This is a genomic window from Vibrio sp. Isolate25 (assembly GCF_022398025.1).
Lineage (GTDB): Bacteria > Pseudomonadota > Gammaproteobacteria > Enterobacterales > Vibrionaceae > Vibrio > Vibrio coralliilyticus_A.
Window position 1 is genome coordinate 153,381 of sequence record NZ_JAKEUT010000003.1, and the last position, 15,997, is coordinate 169,377.

Here is a 15,997-nt window from a genome sequence, read left to right on the forward strand (position 1 = left end):
TTCGTGCATCGATACTCAAATAGGTAACTTTGTAGCTGCACTCGTTGCGTCCCAGCCTTACACGCTACATCATGGAATCACACCTAAGTGTTATTATTATCAGTGACTTCGAGTGATTAACAGACACGCCCAACTCAGAATTAGAATAAGCTGACCAATATACTAATGGCTCCTTTCTGTACAAAGTTGGGGGTGTCAAGTAATACCAATGAGCGCGCTTTGCCGCTGTAGTGCTCCTCTATCGCTTCTTGCCAAGCCTCTTTGAGGTGCTCAACCAATTCGTTGCGCTTGTCCCAGCATATGGTGAGGACAAAATGTTTGCTGTAGTCAGTAAACAACATCACGCGATAGTTGTGTGACGGCACCTTGTCCTCTCGCTTGCGCCATACATAGAACACTGAACCCGTATCGAGCTTTTCTTTAAGCAGCATAAAGTAATTGTTAATAAAGCTAGCAACTGACTTTAGGTGCACAGATAGGTCATTTGCCCTACACCTAAACTGTCTCAGCACAGGCTTAGACCAAGCAGGAAATAGTATCTATCTATTTGGGTTCGAGTCCCGCAGGGGGAGCCAAATTCAAGAAAAAGACGTCCTAGGACGTCTTTTTTCGTTTTAAAGAGCCTAGTAACGACTCAAGCGCACTGCTCGACTTTACCTTGTTCTGTTTTCGCCTTTGGTTTTGATGTCTTTTTCGCAGCGTCTAGATTCACAACTTCTTCTGTGGAGACATTCTTTGAATTCCCAAGAAAGACACCGCCTTTCTGAATAGTGAACTCTGTGGCAGACACCTCCCCTTCAAGGTAACCGTGCTCAAGAATCTCCAAGCTTTTGGTGTACACCTTGCCAAGAAAGCGACCATTAACGATTAAACGCTCGGCTCGAATTGAACCATCCACTGAGCCCGTCGCACTGATAGTGACACTTCGATCGGTTTCAATACTGCCCTTTATTTGTCCATCTATCTGGATGTGACAAGTAAGCTTGAGTTGTCCTTCAATGTAGCCTCCTTCCGCGATGACAGTTTGAGAGCAGTGGCTATTTGATTCTCTATTCTGTTTACCAAGTAATCCCATTTTACGTCCTTATTCGATTCGAAAATCGAGTCAAAGTTGTTCATTTCCCATTTAGTGAAAGGCAAAGGATCCAGAGAGCGCCCCACCAAACGAACCTCATAATGAAGGTGATACCCAGTCGACAACCCAGAGTTACCTGACAAGCCAATCAAATCACCCTTTTTAACGTAATCTCCACGTTGCACCTTGAATGCACTCAAGTGAGAATAAGAAGAAGTAAAGCCAAATGAGTGCGCTAGTTTTAAGAAATTACCTGAGCCTTTATTACTCTTTCTCGCCACTTCAATAATGCCATCTGCAGGAGCATAAATTGGCGTACCTGCATTCACCGCATAGTCAATACCATGATGCATAGTCTTCATTTTGGTTACGGGATGTACCCGGCGGCCATAATGGGAAGAAAGATAACCAGATTTCACAGGTCGACCATTGGGTATCAACTGCATCATTTGGTGACGAACAGCGGTACTAAGTGCGGCACTATCCACTCGATCTCTTAAATCTAAAGACTCGTTAGAAAGCGCCAACGCAGACTCAATATCACGCAGCTTGTCCGTCACATAAGCGAGATCATTCTTCTTCTTTGTCAGGTGGCTCTCTAAATCACTCTGAAATTCATGAGAACGTACCAACTCTTTCTCAAGAGAATAGGTCTTACTCAACAACTCACTTTTTTCTCGCTCAGAATCTGAGGCATCCCCAGCGAGCATAGACAAAAGCCCAAGCAGCGTGCAAAACACCACAACAATGAATAACAGAGAATACTTAATCCCGGTTATGGCGCGGAACGAAAGATTAAAAAAGCGCGTCCCATCAATGCCTGTGACCATAACGGTTAAGTGATTAGATTCCATATTTTCTCAATGACACAGTCTTACAATCATTCAAGTGCAAGGAATTCTATCAGGGCAGAACAACGCGAAAAGAGGCAGGTTTCCAATTCGGAAACCTTATCCCAGAGATAAAAATCGAATTTAATTGCAGGTCAAAACAGGTCGCTTTGCCTATTTTGGTACGAAAAACAGCGAGAAAATTACTCCGCAACTTTCTCGCGATGAAAACGCTTCATGTCACTGGCAAATTGTTTAAAGGCAATACATTTAACCAACGCCGCACAAACTGGTGGAAGGGGGTCAAACATGAACACGCTGTCATGATGGATAAGATTATCAACAATGAGGGTCAAATTATCTTTGTTGGATAGCCCAGTAGAAAGGTACAGTGCGTGGATTTTCGCCACACTACTCACTTTGTCCAGCTTGCGGGTAAAGCTATCCAATACAGACTCTGCACTTTGACGAGCCCCCGTAAGAAATTCAGCATGGAGTTGAATCAACGCCAAATGCTGGCTTTCGCTCTCTGTGAGCTTATAGCGAGAAATTTCTTTAACAACCTGGTCAAACTTCTTCCCATACAAGCCGCTCCCTTCTTCACTTCGCATCCAAAGCATTAACAACGCAAACAGATAATTTAGTGTGTGTTGGGCAACACCTCGGTTAATCAGCTTGGCCGCATTAAGACCAGAGGAAAAATGCACCAAAGCATCATCATGTCGGCCGGCGGTAATACTCATCAGCGCCAACGATGTCTGCTGAGCCAAATTCAGACCCCAGCGTGAGCCTGACCGACTCAGCAAGCGATAAGCCTCCTGGATGTTGCCATTTTTCAACATCAGCAACGTTCCTATCTCATCAAATGGCTGACCGAGTTGAAACTTGGCTGAATTAAACTTGTTATACAGTTCTAGTGCGTCGTCTGACTGCGCATTTAACACCAGAGCATTGAGAAACAGGCTAATCTCTAGGGAATAATCTCGCTTACCGGCTTCTTTTATCAAGGCTCCGTATAACTCAGTTGCTTGCTTAAGCTCACGTTTCACCAGATGGTGATGAGCTCGATTGAGTTTGAAATCGTACTGATACTCAACGTAGTGCTGCTCAAAGAATTGGTAGCGTTTTGCTATCTCGTCAGCACATTCAAGATCGTTACGCTGCAACAGCGGCCATACTTTGTTCTTCTTCTCAAACACCTTGCGGATCAAAACGCTAATATCTCGCTGATTATCCTCAGGTTTAAGGTGAACATCACCCAAGTAGTAAGAACTGTCACGGAGACTGCTATCAGAACAATCCATAATGATTGTCGAACGCTCATCAATGGTATTCGCTTTCCTCAGCTCAAGAACCACATCCTGTGACTTTACGGTGTTTTTGCGAAAGCTTTGATCGCAAATCAGAATATCAAACCGACCATGGAACGTCCGATTGAGCGCTTCATGAGGAGAATTAAGATGGATTATCTTGTGTTGTTTGATTCCCAATGACAGCATAAGACTAGATATACTGATGTTTTTGTTGGGAAATTCTTTGATAATAAGGACATTTGCATCTCTTAACTTAAGCATACCAACCTTTCTCTCCTTCCTTAGGTTAATTAGGCTTGATGCCGTTTAAGGTGACGCAAAGCCTTGCGGGTGACGAATTATTGAGCTTTTTGCACGAATCGGCTATTGATAATCTCTTCTAACGCGAGCTCTTCCTTATATCGAATGTCAGAATTGTGCTCTTCCTTCCAACCTTTAAGGGTGCTTTCTAGACCTTTAACTCTAAAATGTTTAATTTCCAGCTGCTTTTGCAATGATGTGCACTGCGCTTGCATTACCTCCTGCTCGTGCTCCTGATGGACAATCAACCTATGAAGCATCTGATCGACACGACTGCGATTGAGCAGTGCCTCTCGGTGCAAAGACGTTGCAGTACTCGATCGTGGCTGAGTCTGGCTTTTGAGGTCCATAAGCTGTTGTAAACGCAGCTGGGCTAGTGTGTGCTGTTGACGCAGCGATTCCAACTGCGTTGACATCCTATCTCGATGTTTTCGCTGAATTTTCTGAAACTTCTCCACAGCACGCAATTTTGCTTCCATACGTTACTTCCTAGTTTGATTGAAACAGCTGTGCCAGCTCTGTCAGGCTTTGAGGAAAATCCACAGAACAATCTGCCGCTTGCTGAAGGTACTCGGTCAATTGTGGATACAAAGCCACTGAGCGATCCAGTTCAGGATCTTGCCCTGGTTGGTAACCTCCAAGTGGCAATAAATCTTTAACCTGAAGGTAGTTCGAGTAGGCCCTGCGAAATTCATTAGCCACAGTCAAATGTGCAGGCTGCGCGCAAGCCGTCATACAACGGCTGATTGATGCATTGATATCAATCGCTGGGTAGTGCCCTTGCTCTGCCAATTTACGTGATAAAACAACATGACCATCAAGAATGGCGCGAGCCGAGTCGACCACCGGATCTTGCTGATCATCACCTGCGGCAAGAATGGTATAGATGGCAGTCAGACTACCGTTTTGGTTTTCACTGTTCCCAGCACGCTCAAGTAACTGTGGCAAGACATTAAACACCGATGGTGGATAACCACGTGTGGCAGGCGGCTCCCCCAGAGAAAGCGCAATTTCCCGCTGAGCCATCGCGTAACGGGTTAAAGAATCCATCATTAATAAGACATCTTTACCTTTATCACGAAAATACTCAGCCACTCGATGGCATAACAGTGTGGCTCTAAGACGCATTAAAGGTGATTCATCTGCCGGTGCTGCGATAATAACGGCTTTCTCACGCGCTTCGGGGGTGAGGTTCGATTCAATGAACTCACGCACTTCACGGCCCCGCTCACCAATAAGGCCCACCACAATGACATCGGCTTCTGTATTTTGAGTGATCATTCCCATCAAAACACTTTTTCCCACGCCACTACCAGCCATTAACCCAATACGCTGGCCTTTACCCACCGTAAGCAAGCCATTAATCGCTCGTACCCCAACATTGAGCGGTGAATCAACAGGCCTGCGCTTAAGTGGATTGATCGGCTTAGGTTCAAGAGATACCCGATCACCACCTTGTAATGCCGGGCCGTCATCAAGAGTTTCACCTAGACCATTGACGACTCGTCCCATCCAGTTGTCGCTGAGTTGAACCGTACTGTCCCCATCCAGCGGCACCACTTTCGCTCCCGCGAACAAACCACCGAGGCGGCGAATGGGCATCAGATAAGCGATGGTATGATCAAAACCCACGACCTGCGCTTCAATCATGTCACCTTCTGCAGTTTCAACTAGGCAACGTTGCTCAAGCTTAAAACGGCACCCCACCGCTTGAAGCATGAGTCCGGTTACTTTCACTAGCCGCCCCGTGACCCTCGCCACAGGAATGGAATCCAGTGAAGCTATCGCTTCACTGGTTCGTTCAGAGAGGAGTTCAAAAGCAAGCGTATTACTCATTATGACCTTCTGCTGCTGGTGTCACTTCTTCAAGCAAATGCTCTTTAACGTTATCCATGCACGCTTGTAAGCGCGAGTCACAGCTGGCGTCCGCCTCAGCATCATCGGTCACCAAATGACACCCGCCAGTCGGCAGTTCTGAATTGGCGACCAGCTTCCATTCTTTCGGCAATTCCGCATTGATTTGAGTGATGCGGTCAAGATCTTGTGGGTTAAGATGAACCGTCACCTTCTCTGTTTTTCCGGGCATTGCCTCAAGTGTTTCATCAACAAGTGCCAGAATTTGCTGTGGCATCAAAGTCAGCTCTGCTCGAATTACCTGTTGTGCGACTTTCTGTACCAGCTCGCAAATAATGTGACGTTGTTGTTGCTCGCGCTCAGACTGCCAACGTGACAGGGTTTGATAAAGCTCATTCACCGGTTTGGCTGCTTCAAGAAATGCCTGTTTGCCTGATTGTTCACCAGATACAAAGCCTTTCTGGAACCCTTCTTTCTGGCCTTCCAACAAGCCTTGCTGCTTCCCTTGGCTTAATCCTTGACGAAGACCTTCTTCATGCCCCTGTTCGAGACCAGTCTGGAAGCCTTCTTCAAGCTTTTGTTGAAGGTCTATCTGGGATTCCTGCCAGGAATCATCGATGGCAAATTCATCATCGCTTGCCATTGGCTGCGCCAGTGGCGGAAAACGATGAATACGATAACCTGATGCTGGGACTTGCAGTAAACTTGATTTCACTACTGACATGCCTTACTCCACTGTCGGTTCATCATAAAGCAAGAGTTCGATTTCACCCGCCTCATCCAGTTCACGTACGATCTGCATGATTTCTTGCCTAGCTCGCTCAACTCGACTGAGTGGCACCGCGCCACGAATTTCCATGTCATCTTCGAGCGCTTTCACCATGCGCTGCGGCATTGCGCTCTTAATGGATTGCTGAAGAAGAATCTCTGCCCCTTTCAGGGCCAAGCCCCAAAGCTCAAGTGGGACTTGCTGAACCAATCGGTCCATGGTTTCTTCGCTCTGACGACCTAATACCATAAAGTCGAACATGTTCAGCTCAATTTCACTCACCACTTCTTCATCGTGCAACTTGAGCATTTCCATCAGTGAACCACGGTCACCTTCAAAGCGATTGATAATATCCGCCACTTGCTTGACTCCAGATAACGGTGCACTCTGACTAACCGATACCTGCTCAATGCAACGTTCAATCAGGTCGTTCAGATCGCTTGCAACCTGATGATCGATATCCTGAAGCTGAGCAATCCGATACAGAAGTTCATCATGATGGTCTTCCGGCAGATACTTAAGCACAGCGGATGAGCTTTCTGGGGGCAGATAAGCCAGAAAAATCGCCTGCATCTGTGGGTGCTCATGGGAGATAAATCTTGCTAAGACCTCAGCTTCCACCCACTGCAAACGCTGCATATTATTGCGGACCTCATCACCATATAGGTTATTAAGAAGCCCCTTGGCTAAGTCATTGCCCAACGCTTTACGCAGTGTATTCGACAGGTATTCTTTCGATGCACCACGAATACCGCTATGTTGACGAAAATCTTCAAAGAAATGCTGGATAACGCCGTTGGCACTATCACTTTTTATCCCACTCAATTTCGCCATTGCTTTGGTCACACGCTGGGTTTCGTCCCGGGTAAAGTGTCGCAGCACTTTGGCTGCGGCATCTTCCCCCATGCCGAGAAGAACCAGAGCGGTTTGTTCTACATGACTAAGCGTTGCTTTTTGCTTTAACTCTGCTGTGTTCATTCACATTTACCCATTGTTTTAATACTTCGGCGACTCGTTCAGGTTCTTCGTTGGCAATTAACTGTAGGTGTTTCAACTGAATCTCTAGTGGGGAACCGGCTGGCGGTAACATATCATTACCCACATCTAAACCAGAGGAAGCGGCAATACCTTTTTCTGATAGTTTGCGATTCAGTGCCTCTTCACGTTCACGCTCTTCACGTGTTTGCAGATTGTCGAAGATAGGCTCTTCTTGTGGATCGGCAAATTCCAGCTCTTGAGAGCGTAGGTCCGCACCGGTCAAATGCATGATAAGTGGACGCAGCACGAAGAAAATCATCGCCATACCTAACATGCCACCAATCACATAGCGCATTGGCTGCTGAATCGTTGGGTCTTGCCACCAAGGAATGGTCGGTGGCGCCTCAATCGCGAGTGGTGTAAAGCTAAAACTCATTAAGCTGAGGCTGTCGCCACGCTCAGCGGCAATACCCACGGCATCTGTGACCATAGTGGAAATCTGAGCTTTTTCGTCCGCAGTCCAAGCGGTACCATTCGGCGCCGCGGCCTCATTGAGCAAGACAGAAACACTAAGCTTTTCAATCTGGCCCTGCTGATAGTGTGTGCGTCGCACGCTACTTCCCACTGCATACTGACGATTGACTTCAGAGCGAGCATTGGTGTTTTGGCTATCTTGGGTCGGGACTTCACCGGTTACAGGTGGCTGATTACTCAATGTTCCCGGAACACCTAACGCAATCTGATCAACCGAATTGTTGGAGATGGTGTGCTCATTCCGGACGATCGGCGTGTTATCCAGGATTTCTTGAGTTTCTTCCACCCGGCTGAAGTCCAGATCCGCCGCCACTTGCACGCGAAAGTTACTCGGGCCAACAATCGGAGTTAGCATGTCGGACGCGCGCTGAATAATTTGTTTCTCAACGTTCTTCTGATACTCAAGATATTTGGCATTGACCTTACCGGCTTCCGCAGAGGCAACATCGGCACTGAGCAAGCGACCATATTGATCAATCACAGAGACTAGCTCAGGCTTCATTCCTGTCACACTGCCAACAACCAGATTAATGATCGCTTCGACCTGCTCCGGCTTCAAATCTTCACCCGGTTTAAGTTCAAGCATGACTGATGCTGAAGGCGCTTCGCTGTTTTGTCTCACAAAGAGCGTTTGTCTCGGTATGGCTAGGTGAACACGAGCATTGGAAACTGCATTGAGAGACATGATGGTACGTACCAATTCACCTTCCAAACCATGGCGATAGCGCGCAGTTTCCATAAACTGACTGGTGCCAAGCGAGCTGTCTTCTTTGAGTGAGTCCAAACCTGTTGGTAGCTTGGCTTTCACACCCTTTGCCGCCAACAACATTCTGATCTTAGCCACTTCACCTTCGGGCACTAATACTTGGCCATTTTGCTCTTGAAGTCGGTAATTGATACCTTCGGATTCAAGAACAGAAACAATTTCACCAGTATCAAATCTTTCTTGTTGACTGTACAACGGACGGTAGCTCTGCGTTGAACTCCAAAGGGCCACCACAATGATGGCCGCTACAATGGCAGCTAGCACAGCAGACAGAACCAGATTTCTCTGACTGTTTGACCACAACTGTTTTAATTTATGAGTAAAATCTTCCATTCCCCGAGTCGAGGAAGTTTGCGTACTGGCAGCGCTAAATGTTCCACCACCTGCAACTTGTGTTGTTAAGTCTGACATGGATTACACCGGCATCTTCATAATATCTTCAAACGAGGTCACGACCTTGTTACGTACCTGCATCAATGCATTGAACGACAGGCTGGCTTTCTGGCTAGCGATCATAGCTCCGACTAAATCATCACTTTTCCCTGTCTCTACTGCGGTCATTTTTTGACTGGCTGCCGACTGGTGTTGATTAACCGTATCAAGCACATTGGTCATTGCGGTGGAAAATGAGAGAGGCTGATTCACCTGCTGCACATCAAGTGGATTGGCAGAAACCGCGAACTCGGGTTGAATCTGAGTACGCATTGCATCCATTTTGGATAGCATTAGCTGTTCTGCGGTCATTGCACTGTTTATTGGTTGACTTGCCATAACTTATCCTCCTTAAGCAGCCGAGCCTAGAGCCGACTGTAGATCAATACCTTGTTCGCGCATTGCCGCTAGTTTGTAGCGCAAAGCGCGCGTTGTGACACCAAGTGCGTTTGCCGTCTTGGTTCGATTGCCGCCATACTGGCGAAGTTGTTCAAGAATGTACTGGTATTCAGCCTGTTTTTTAGCCTCAACATGCCCCATGCTCTGTGAAGGCGTGGCTGTTTCAACTGGGCTGATGAGCTCAACTGGTAGCATCAGATCATGCGCGGTAATGTAGTCACCGTGTCGCATAACCAAAGCACGCTGGATAACATTTTCCAGCTCTCGGATATTGCCAGGCCAGTGATACTGGCTAAGAGCCATCATGGCATCTTGGGAGAGATGACATTGGCTGCCATCCTGATATTTGTTAATAAAAAACTGACTGATAGGTAAGATGTCTTCACTGCGCTCTCGTAGAGGAGGCCAATGCAGGGGTAATACATCCAATCGATAGTAAAGATCTTCGCGGAACGTGCCATTTTTCACTTCTTCGCGCAGATCTTTGTTTGTCGCCGCAATCACTCGAATATCAAGTTGAATCGGCTTATGACTGCCTACTCGCTCTACTTCGCGCTCTTGAAGTACACGCAGAAGCTTGGCCTGAACCGCAGGCGTCATCTCACCGATTTCATCCAGCAGTATGGTTCCATTATTCGCTTCTTCGAACTTGCCGCTTTGAGAATGAGTTGCCCCAGTGAAAGCCCCTTTGACATGGCCAAACAACACAGCTTCAAGCATAGATTCGGGGATAGCGGCACAGTTTACAGCGATGAATGGGCCACTTGAGCGTGGAGAATGTTCGTGGACGTAACGCGCCAACACTTCTTTACCGGTGCCGGATTCTCCCGTCACCAAGACACTGGCATTCGTACACGCTGCACGGTGAGCGAGCTGAAGTACCTGTTTGCTCCGCCATGACTCGGCAACAATGTTGGCCATTGGTTTACCAATCACTTCAACGCGGCGTAAAAGGTTGACTAACTGACTATTTTCAAAAGGACGAAGCAGATAATCCGTCGCGCCAGCCTTCATGGTTTCAGCGGCTAAAATTCCCTGCTCTTGTTCAACAATTGCTATAGCCACTCCATTACTCGATGTCTTTTGATGACAACTGACGAATTCTCTGACACACATGTCAGGCAGGTTTGAACTCACCAAAGTAATGGGCATCGCGCCTTCAAGCAGCGCACTTCGCCCCGTCCGAGCGTGAGTCACTCGATAACCTGAATCCTCTAACACTCTAATGACTGGCTGAGCAAATTCATCCTTTGGCTCAACTAACAAGATATTTGTCTCTGTCATTTTTAAGCCTTTTCCATTTCGTTAATTTTTTTAATTTTTGTGGGTATTACTGCTTCATCATTGCGTACCAGTCTTAACGTCACACGACGATTCTTCGCTTGCCCTTCTGGTGTTGCATTACTGGCGATGGGGTACCGAGGACCATGAGACCGTACTTCTATTCTTGCGTCCTCTATACCGTATTTTTTAAGTGCCTTAGCCACCAACTCGGCTCGTTGCTTTGAGATGGTTAAATTAGCCACCTTGGAACCAATGTTGTCGGTATAACCATCAATGAGAATTTTACTGATATTGTTATCGGCTCGAAGATAGGTGTTTAGTGCATCAAGCGTATTCGTTTGTTGGGTGGTTAGTTGGCGTTGGCCAAACTCAAATGAGAGAGTGATATTTCGTGCTTGAGCATAGGACATACTTGGTAAGGAGGATTGGCAGCGACGAAATTGGGTGAGAGCAGTCTGAATTCGAATCGTCGGGAGAATATAGGCTCTATAATCGGAAGCGTTTCTTCCGCTAAAAGCAAACTTTATCCAATGTCCAGCTTCCATGTTATTCAACAATTCAGCCATATTATGCTTAAAAGTAGAATGCTGATTATTAATAGTCGCATTCTGACTGATGAGTAGAAGTTCATTTTCATTACTCCATGGCGCTGGATAACTATATAACTTCCCACTATTCCAGTTTTTATTATTCTTCTCTACTTGTGTATGGAAATATATGTTTCCCACTTCTTCAGAGCGGAAATAAAACTTCCCATAGGAAGAGTCTTCATACTCCAAATTACACGCTAAGCTACTCCCTTTATAAACCCAATCTACTTCATCCATAGGAACTTCTACTTCAGTGTCAGCAAAAGAAGAACAATGAAAGAGTAAAGCTAATAAATATATTTTCTGAGCTTTAGTATTCATGATGTTATATGAGCGCCATTAAATAAAAAGAAGAATCATCTAATTAGAATTAAATAAGATATATCATTGAATTCGTGAATTTATAATTGTCTACATTTCGACCACCACCCTCAGGCACTGGCACAATGTAATTAACATGTAACAAATCAATAAAATCATTAAAAACCAAAAAGATAAAACAGAACAACAAACTGATAACAACTAGAAATCATCATTCGTCATTTGTATACATCGAAAACTAACCTGTTTTATTTTTTATGAGAAGATATATATTACGACTTAAAATCAACATATGGAGTAAAGTCACAAATTTTATAAAACGGGGTTATTTATAACAAATTTTTCTATGTAGACTTGCGCCAATTGAGTTAGAAAATTTAAAAATCGCTTTGTCAAGACATGGTAAAATATAAATGGAAAGTAGCAGCAAGATATCTATTCCAGACTATCAGACTCTAAGCATAGAATCTTTAGGGAAACCTATTCACGTAATTCGAGACAGATTGGATGATTTAATATCCACCTCGTGTAACGGCCTGACTTATGAGCTGCAAAACTGGTTAAAAACACATCACGCAGATGTCAATATAAATCAAGTTTCACTGCATACTTTTACACCAAGTGAAATGGATAAGTCTTTTATCAGTACTTTTAGGCATGACGAGGGTGGGCGAGTATTTATCTATACCGATAGTCAGATACTGATTAAATTAGCTGATAGCTTTTACAACGCAAGGATGGAAAGAAGCCATAGTTCACTCAATAACAGTGATTTACGACTTCAGGAAAAAATTGGCAGACTGATTATTAACTGGTTGGCACCCGAAGAAATGTGGTCTGACTGTGAATTTGAGCCAGCACAAGGGACAGGCCTTCACGCCACCATTGACGCCAACCTCAACGACCACCAAGGTACCATCCACCTTAAGCTAGATGAACAGCTTGTCGCCACCTTAACCGAACAATTGGATTTGCAACCCAAAGAGTCCATGTACGAGCCATTCTGCCAATCTCTTACTTCGACTCCCGTCAAACTCAATGTCTTACTTAGTAAAAAAACCATGCCGCTCAGTGAAGTCATTTCACTGCAACCTAACGATATATTACCCATCGAGTTATTGTCTTCCGCTCCTGTGAGCATTGGCCAAGAACAGCTTTTTTCTGGTCGAGTTGCAGAGAATGATGGGCAACTAGTTTTAATTCTTAATCACGATAAGGACTCTTTTTAATGAGTGAGACAACAGAAACTGCCACATTTAATGGCGAAGAGCTGAACTTTGATGATTTTCAACTGGAAGATTCACACACCGATATTCTCGATGCCGCGGTACCAACACCAGAACGTGATCTGAGCTTTTTCAAAAATATTCCGGTTACCGTCACTCTGGAAGTCGCCAGTAAAGATATTGCTTTGGGCGATCTAATGAAAGCTGGCGAAGGCAGTGTTATTGAGCTTGATAAACTCAATGGCGAGCCCCTCGATGTTAAAGTCAACGGATCGTTGATGGGCCATGCTGAAGTGGTGGTTGTGAACGAAAAATATGGCCTGAGATTGATTGATATTGTCGATTCGGCTCTGACCTCTGCAGTTGAATAAGGGTTCACTGAAACATGACTAAGTCACCTTCCTTGCAAGGATGGGGGATCCTAATCGGCTTGGTTAGCCTGCTCTTCGCTTTCCCTTCTGTTGCGAATGAGTCAGGCTTAACCATTTTGTCTGTCAGTGACGGAGCTACTCAGCAAGAATACAGTGTAAAACTGCAGATTCTGTTATTGATGACCGCGTTGAGTTTTCTCCCTGCTTTTATTCTGATGGCCACCAGCTTTACTCGCATTATTGTGGTTCTTGCAATCCTTCGTCAGGCTTTAGGGCTCCAACAAAGCCCACCGAACCGAGTATTGGTGGGTATTGCACTCGCGCTTTCCCTACTGATCATGCGCCCTGTCTGGACAGATATTTACCAAAATGCTTTCCAGCCATACGACAAAGGGGAAATTACCTTAATGCAGGCGTTTTCAGTCGCAGAAAAGCCCGTACGAAACTTCATGTTGGCACAAACTCAGCAAACATCCTTGGAACAAATGTTGCGCATTGCTAATGAGCCGCTCGATACCGCGTTGGAGGACATCTCGTTTGCAGTGGTACTGCCCGCTTTTGTCATCAGTGAGCTCAAAACCGCTTTTCAAATCGGCTTCATGCTGTTTATTCCGTTTCTAATCATTGACCTTGTCGTCGCCAGTGTCCTGATGGCAATGGGTATGATGATGCTATCACCGCTGATCATCTCACTTCCATTCAAACTGGTGGTGTTTGTTCTAGTCGATGGCTGGGCGATGACGGTCGGCACATTATCCGCCAGTTTTGGGTAGACAGGAGTTCGCATGACACCAGAAATGACCGTCACCCTGTTTTCCAATGCGGTATGGCTGATCATCACTATGGTCGCAGTACTGGTTGTGCCTGGCCTGATTGTCGGCCTTGGAATTGCAATTTTTCAGGCCGCCACGCAAATCAATGAGCAAACACTGAGCTTTCTACCAAGGCTTCTGGTCACGTTACTCATGGTAATTTTTGCTGGGCACTGGATGCTACGTAAAATCATGGAACTGTTCGACTACCTGTTCCACAATATTCCAGGAATGATTGGCTGATGGAGGTTACCTTCGCAGAAATCTCTCGCCTCCTTGGGCAGCTATGGTGGCCTTTTTTCCGCATTGGTGCGGTATTTATCTCCATGCCTTTCTTTGGTGACTCATTGATACCCGTCTGGGTGCGTAGCTTACTGGCACTGTCGATTGTGATGATCTCCGCTCCTTTGATGCCGCCAATGCCAGCGATCGAGTTTTTCTCGATGACTTCGCTGTTTCTCGCTTTTGAACAAGCCATTTGGGGACTGTTCTTTGGCCTGATTTTGCATATGCTGTTTACCATTTTTACGACGCTGGGCCAGATTGTCTCCATGCAGATGGGCTTAGGCATGGCAATGATGAACGACCCTGTCAACGGCATGTCCGTAGCAATTCTTGGTCGTATTTTTCTGATTTTTTGCACCTTATTGTTTTTATCTCTCGAAGGTCATTTGGTGGTGCTTGATGTCCTTATCCAAAGCTTTGTTGTTTGGCCAGTCGGCTCCGGTCTGACTTCAGCTTCTTTGCAAGGCATCGTTAATTTATTTGGCTGGATGTTCGCTTCTGCACTGGCACTCGCCCTCCCGGCAATTGTTTCTATGCTATTGGCGAACATCAGTTTTGGCGTGATGAACCGTGCTGCCCCTTCACTCAATGTCTATGCGTTAGGCTTTCCAATGACCATGCTGCTTGGCCTGTTCAGCGTGCTCATTTCGGTGTCAGGTGTGCCGAGCCGATATACAGTACTGGTCAACGACACACTGCGTTTTCTCAACCAATTCATGGCGGGGGGCGGATGAGCGAGCAATCTTCTCAGGACAAAACAGAAAAAGCCTCACCGCAGAAGCTCAAGAAAGCGCGTCAGGAAGGTCAGATACCCAGAGCGAAAGAATTCACGACCGCCGCAATTTTTCTCGCGGTCACCGTGTACTTCTCCAGTCAGCTCCCAGTGATTTGGGACAGTATTGCTGGTATTTTTCGTTTTAACATGACATTGACGAAGCAAGACTTAGCGAACCCGAAGCAAATGGTGGAGCAGCTCGGACATAGCCTCGGCATGATCATTACTCTGCTTCTACCTATGTTTATCGTGATTATTGCGGTAACGCTTACTAGCACTATGGTACTGGGTGGCTGGATGTTTCGTTTAGCGAACGCTTTTCCTAAACTGAGTAAGCTTAATCCACTCAGCGGTATCAAACGGATATTCTCAACCCGCTCTCTGGTTGAACTCCTCAAATCGACCCTCAAAGTGCTGGTCATTTTTGGCGTGCTATATGGCTATCTTGATAATCACCTGCAACCCTTACTCGGTATGCAGAGACTGTCGCTGGAGCAAGGTGTCATTTCCGTAATGCAAATCCTGTTCGATGGTCTGCTAATGATGGGGTTTGCCTTACTGCTGTTCGGCGTTATTGACATCCCCTATCAACGTTGGGAGCACATGAAAGAGCTCAAAATGACCAAGCAGGAGCTCAAAGAAGAGTACAAAAATAATGAAGGACGGCCTGAGGTCAAGCAGCGTATTCGTCAGATTCAGCAACAATTTGCTCGGCGTAAAATCGATAAAATGGTACCGACTGCCGATGTGGTCATCACCAACCCGACCCACTACGCCGTCGCGATGAAATATGACCCTGCGTTATCAGACGCTCCATTTGTGGTCGCCAAAGGCGTGGATGAAACAGCGATGCATATTCAACGTATCGCCCGTGAAAATCAGGTTGAAATCATCAACTCGCCACCGCTGACCCGTTCTATTTACTACACCACGGCGATCGAACAGGCTGTACCAAGCCAGCTCTACATCGCGGTGGCGCATATTCTGACGTATGTCATGCAACTCAAAGCATTCCGTACCGGCAATGGCGATAAGCCGATGCCTTTGCCCCATTTTGCTATTCCAAAGCATTTGCAACACTGA

At 46.0% G+C, this 15,997-nt stretch carries 17 protein-coding genes and 1 pseudogene; 6 read left to right on the plus strand and 12 right to left on the minus strand.

The genetic code is table 11. The annotated features are described in order from the left end of the window. Positions 1-203: 203 nt before the first annotated feature. The 12 genes and pseudogenes from L1D15_RS10365 to L1D15_RS10420 all read right to left on the minus strand — a co-directional run. Positions 204-446 (minus strand): annotated as a pseudogene (locus L1D15_RS10365) (inovirus-type Gp2 protein); the annotation flags it as partial. Positions 447-634: 188 nt separating this feature from the next. Beyond that, the gene (locus tag L1D15_RS10370) at positions 635-1,075 is read right to left on the minus strand and encodes a polymer-forming cytoskeletal protein (RefSeq protein ID WP_239838163.1); all 441 of its coding nucleotides are present in this window, start codon (positions 1,073-1,075) and stop codon (positions 635-637) included. Continuing rightward, positions 961-1,929 carry a M23 family metallopeptidase gene (locus L1D15_RS10375; RefSeq protein ID WP_239838162.1) on the minus strand — a complete coding sequence of 323 codons (969 nt, stop codon included), beginning with the start codon at positions 1,927-1,929 and terminating at the stop codon, positions 961-963. The genes L1D15_RS10370 and L1D15_RS10375 overlap by 115 nt, the downstream gene beginning before the upstream one ends. Before the next feature lie 179 nt (positions 1,930-2,108). Further along, positions 2,109-3,479 carry a hypothetical protein gene (locus L1D15_RS10380; RefSeq protein WP_239875540.1) on the minus strand — a complete coding sequence of 457 codons (1,371 nt, stop codon included), beginning with the start codon at positions 3,477-3,479 and terminating at the stop codon, positions 2,109-2,111. A gap of 77 nt (positions 3,480-3,556) precedes the next feature. Next, the gene (locus L1D15_RS10385; protein ID WP_239875541.1) at positions 3,557-3,997 is read right to left on the minus strand and encodes a flagellar export protein FliJ; all 441 of its coding nucleotides are present in this window, start codon (positions 3,995-3,997) and stop codon (positions 3,557-3,559) included. Between the two features lie 10 nt (positions 3,998-4,007). Beyond that, complete coding sequence (locus tag L1D15_RS10390; protein ID WP_239875542.1) at positions 4,008-5,354, minus strand: FliI/YscN family ATPase; 1,347 nt, start codon at positions 5,352-5,354, stop codon at positions 4,008-4,010. After that, the gene (gene fliH, locus L1D15_RS10395) at positions 5,347-6,096 is read right to left on the minus strand and encodes a flagellar assembly protein FliH (protein WP_239875543.1); all 750 of its coding nucleotides are present in this window, start codon (positions 6,094-6,096) and stop codon (positions 5,347-5,349) included. Before fliH ends, L1D15_RS10390 begins: the two co-directional genes overlap by 8 nt. Positions 6,097-6,099: 3 nt before the next feature. Continuing rightward, on the minus strand, positions 6,100-7,119 hold the full coding sequence (locus L1D15_RS10400) for a flagellar motor switch protein FliG (RefSeq protein ID WP_239838157.1): 1,020 nt from the start codon (positions 7,117-7,119) through the stop codon (positions 6,100-6,102). Further along, positions 7,082-8,830, minus strand: coding sequence for a flagellar basal-body MS-ring/collar protein FliF (gene fliF, locus L1D15_RS10405; protein WP_239875544.1), 1,749 nt, complete (start codon positions 8,828-8,830; stop codon positions 7,082-7,084). Before fliF ends, L1D15_RS10400 begins: the two co-directional genes overlap by 38 nt. A 3-nt stretch (positions 8,831-8,833) precedes the next feature. Further along, complete coding sequence (gene fliE, locus L1D15_RS10410; RefSeq protein ID WP_239838155.1) at positions 8,834-9,190, minus strand: flagellar hook-basal body complex protein FliE; 357 nt, start codon at positions 9,188-9,190, stop codon at positions 8,834-8,836. 12 nt (positions 9,191-9,202) lie between these two features. Next, complete coding sequence (locus tag L1D15_RS10415) at positions 9,203-10,534, minus strand: sigma-54 dependent transcriptional regulator (protein WP_239865543.1); 1,332 nt, start codon at positions 10,532-10,534, stop codon at positions 9,203-9,205. A 2-nt stretch (positions 10,535-10,536) separates the two neighbouring features. Next, positions 10,537-11,445, minus strand: coding sequence for an OmpA family protein (locus L1D15_RS10420; protein WP_239875545.1), 909 nt, complete (start codon positions 11,443-11,445; stop codon positions 10,537-10,539). 413 nt (positions 11,446-11,858) lie between these two features. Between L1D15_RS10420 and L1D15_RS10425 the strand changes: the two genes are divergently transcribed. The 6 genes from L1D15_RS10425 to flhB are packed head-to-tail and all read left to right on the plus strand — an operon-like array spanning position 11,859 to position 15,997. Continuing rightward, positions 11,859-12,674 (plus strand): FliM/FliN family flagellar motor C-terminal domain-containing protein, encoded by an 816-nt coding sequence (locus tag L1D15_RS10425; protein ID WP_239875546.1) that lies wholly within the window; start codon positions 11,859-11,861, stop codon positions 12,672-12,674. Further along, complete coding sequence (fliN, locus tag L1D15_RS10430) at positions 12,674-13,042, plus strand: flagellar motor switch protein FliN (RefSeq protein WP_239875547.1); 369 nt, start codon at positions 12,674-12,676, stop codon at positions 13,040-13,042. Before L1D15_RS10425 ends, fliN begins: the two co-directional genes overlap by 1 nt. 14 nt (positions 13,043-13,056) lie before the next feature. After that, positions 13,057-13,815: a flagellar type III secretion system pore protein FliP gene (gene fliP, locus L1D15_RS10435; RefSeq protein WP_239838150.1), complete on the plus strand. Its 759-nt coding sequence runs from the start codon at positions 13,057-13,059 to the stop codon at positions 13,813-13,815. Positions 13,816-13,827: 12 nt separating this feature from the next. Then, a complete protein-coding gene (gene fliQ, locus L1D15_RS10440) occupies positions 13,828-14,097 on the plus strand; it encodes a flagellar biosynthesis protein FliQ (RefSeq protein ID WP_006963035.1) in 270 nt (89 codons plus the stop codon). Continuing rightward, positions 14,097-14,873, plus strand: coding sequence for a flagellar biosynthetic protein FliR (fliR, locus tag L1D15_RS10445; protein ID WP_239875548.1), 777 nt, complete (start codon positions 14,097-14,099; stop codon positions 14,871-14,873). Before fliQ ends, fliR begins: the two co-directional genes overlap by 1 nt. After that, positions 14,870-15,997: a flagellar biosynthesis protein FlhB gene (flhB, locus tag L1D15_RS10450; protein WP_239875549.1), complete on the plus strand. Its 1,128-nt coding sequence runs from the start codon at positions 14,870-14,872 to the stop codon at positions 15,995-15,997. The genes fliR and flhB overlap by 4 nt, the downstream gene beginning before the upstream one ends.

Excerpts from the sequence above, each read along its gene's own strand:
- L1D15_RS10420 (WP_239875545.1), bottom strand. The coding sequence starts at position 11,445 with ATGAATACTAAAGCTCAGAAAATATATTTATTAGCTTTACTCTTTCAT.
- L1D15_RS10370 (WP_239838163.1), bottom strand. The coding sequence starts at position 1,075 with ATGGGATTACTTGGTAAACAGAATAGAGAATCAAATAGCCACTGCTCT.
- L1D15_RS10375 (WP_239838162.1), bottom strand. The coding sequence starts at position 1,929 with ATGGAATCTAATCACTTAACCGTTATGGTCACAGGCATTGATGGGACG.
- fliH (WP_239875543.1), bottom strand. The coding sequence starts at position 6,096 with ATGTCAGTAGTGAAATCAAGTTTACTGCAAGTCCCAGCATCAGGTTAT.
- L1D15_RS10425 (WP_239875546.1), top strand. The coding sequence starts at position 11,859 with ATGGAAAGTAGCAGCAAGATATCTATTCCAGACTATCAGACTCTAAGC.
- fliN (WP_239875547.1), top strand. The coding sequence starts at position 12,674 with ATGAGTGAGACAACAGAAACTGCCACATTTAATGGCGAAGAGCTGAAC.
- L1D15_RS10390 (WP_239875542.1), bottom strand. The coding sequence starts at position 5,354 with ATGAGTAATACGCTTGCTTTTGAACTCCTCTCTGAACGAACCAGTGAA.
- flhB (WP_239875549.1), top strand. The coding sequence starts at position 14,870 with ATGAGCGAGCAATCTTCTCAGGACAAAACAGAAAAAGCCTCACCGCAG.
- fliP (WP_239838150.1), top strand. The coding sequence starts at position 13,057 with ATGACTAAGTCACCTTCCTTGCAAGGATGGGGGATCCTAATCGGCTTG.
- L1D15_RS10385 (WP_239875541.1), bottom strand. The coding sequence starts at position 3,997 with ATGGAAGCAAAATTGCGTGCTGTGGAGAAGTTTCAGAAAATTCAGCGA.
- L1D15_RS10400 (WP_239838157.1), bottom strand. The coding sequence starts at position 7,119 with ATGAACACAGCAGAGTTAAAGCAAAAAGCAACGCTTAGTCATGTAGAA.
- fliQ (WP_006963035.1), top strand. The coding sequence starts at position 13,828 with ATGACACCAGAAATGACCGTCACCCTGTTTTCCAATGCGGTATGGCTG.
- fliF (WP_239875544.1), bottom strand. The coding sequence starts at position 8,830 with ATGTCAGACTTAACAACACAAGTTGCAGGTGGTGGAACATTTAGCGCT.
- L1D15_RS10415 (WP_239865543.1), bottom strand. The coding sequence starts at position 10,534 with ATGACAGAGACAAATATCTTGTTAGTTGAGCCAAAGGATGAATTTGCT.
- fliR (WP_239875548.1), top strand. The coding sequence starts at position 14,097 with ATGGAGGTTACCTTCGCAGAAATCTCTCGCCTCCTTGGGCAGCTATGG.
- L1D15_RS10380 (WP_239875540.1), bottom strand. The coding sequence starts at position 3,479 with ATGCTTAAGTTAAGAGATGCAAATGTCCTTATTATCAAAGAATTTCCC.
- fliE (WP_239838155.1), bottom strand. The coding sequence starts at position 9,190 with ATGGCAAGTCAACCAATAAACAGTGCAATGACCGCAGAACAGCTAATG.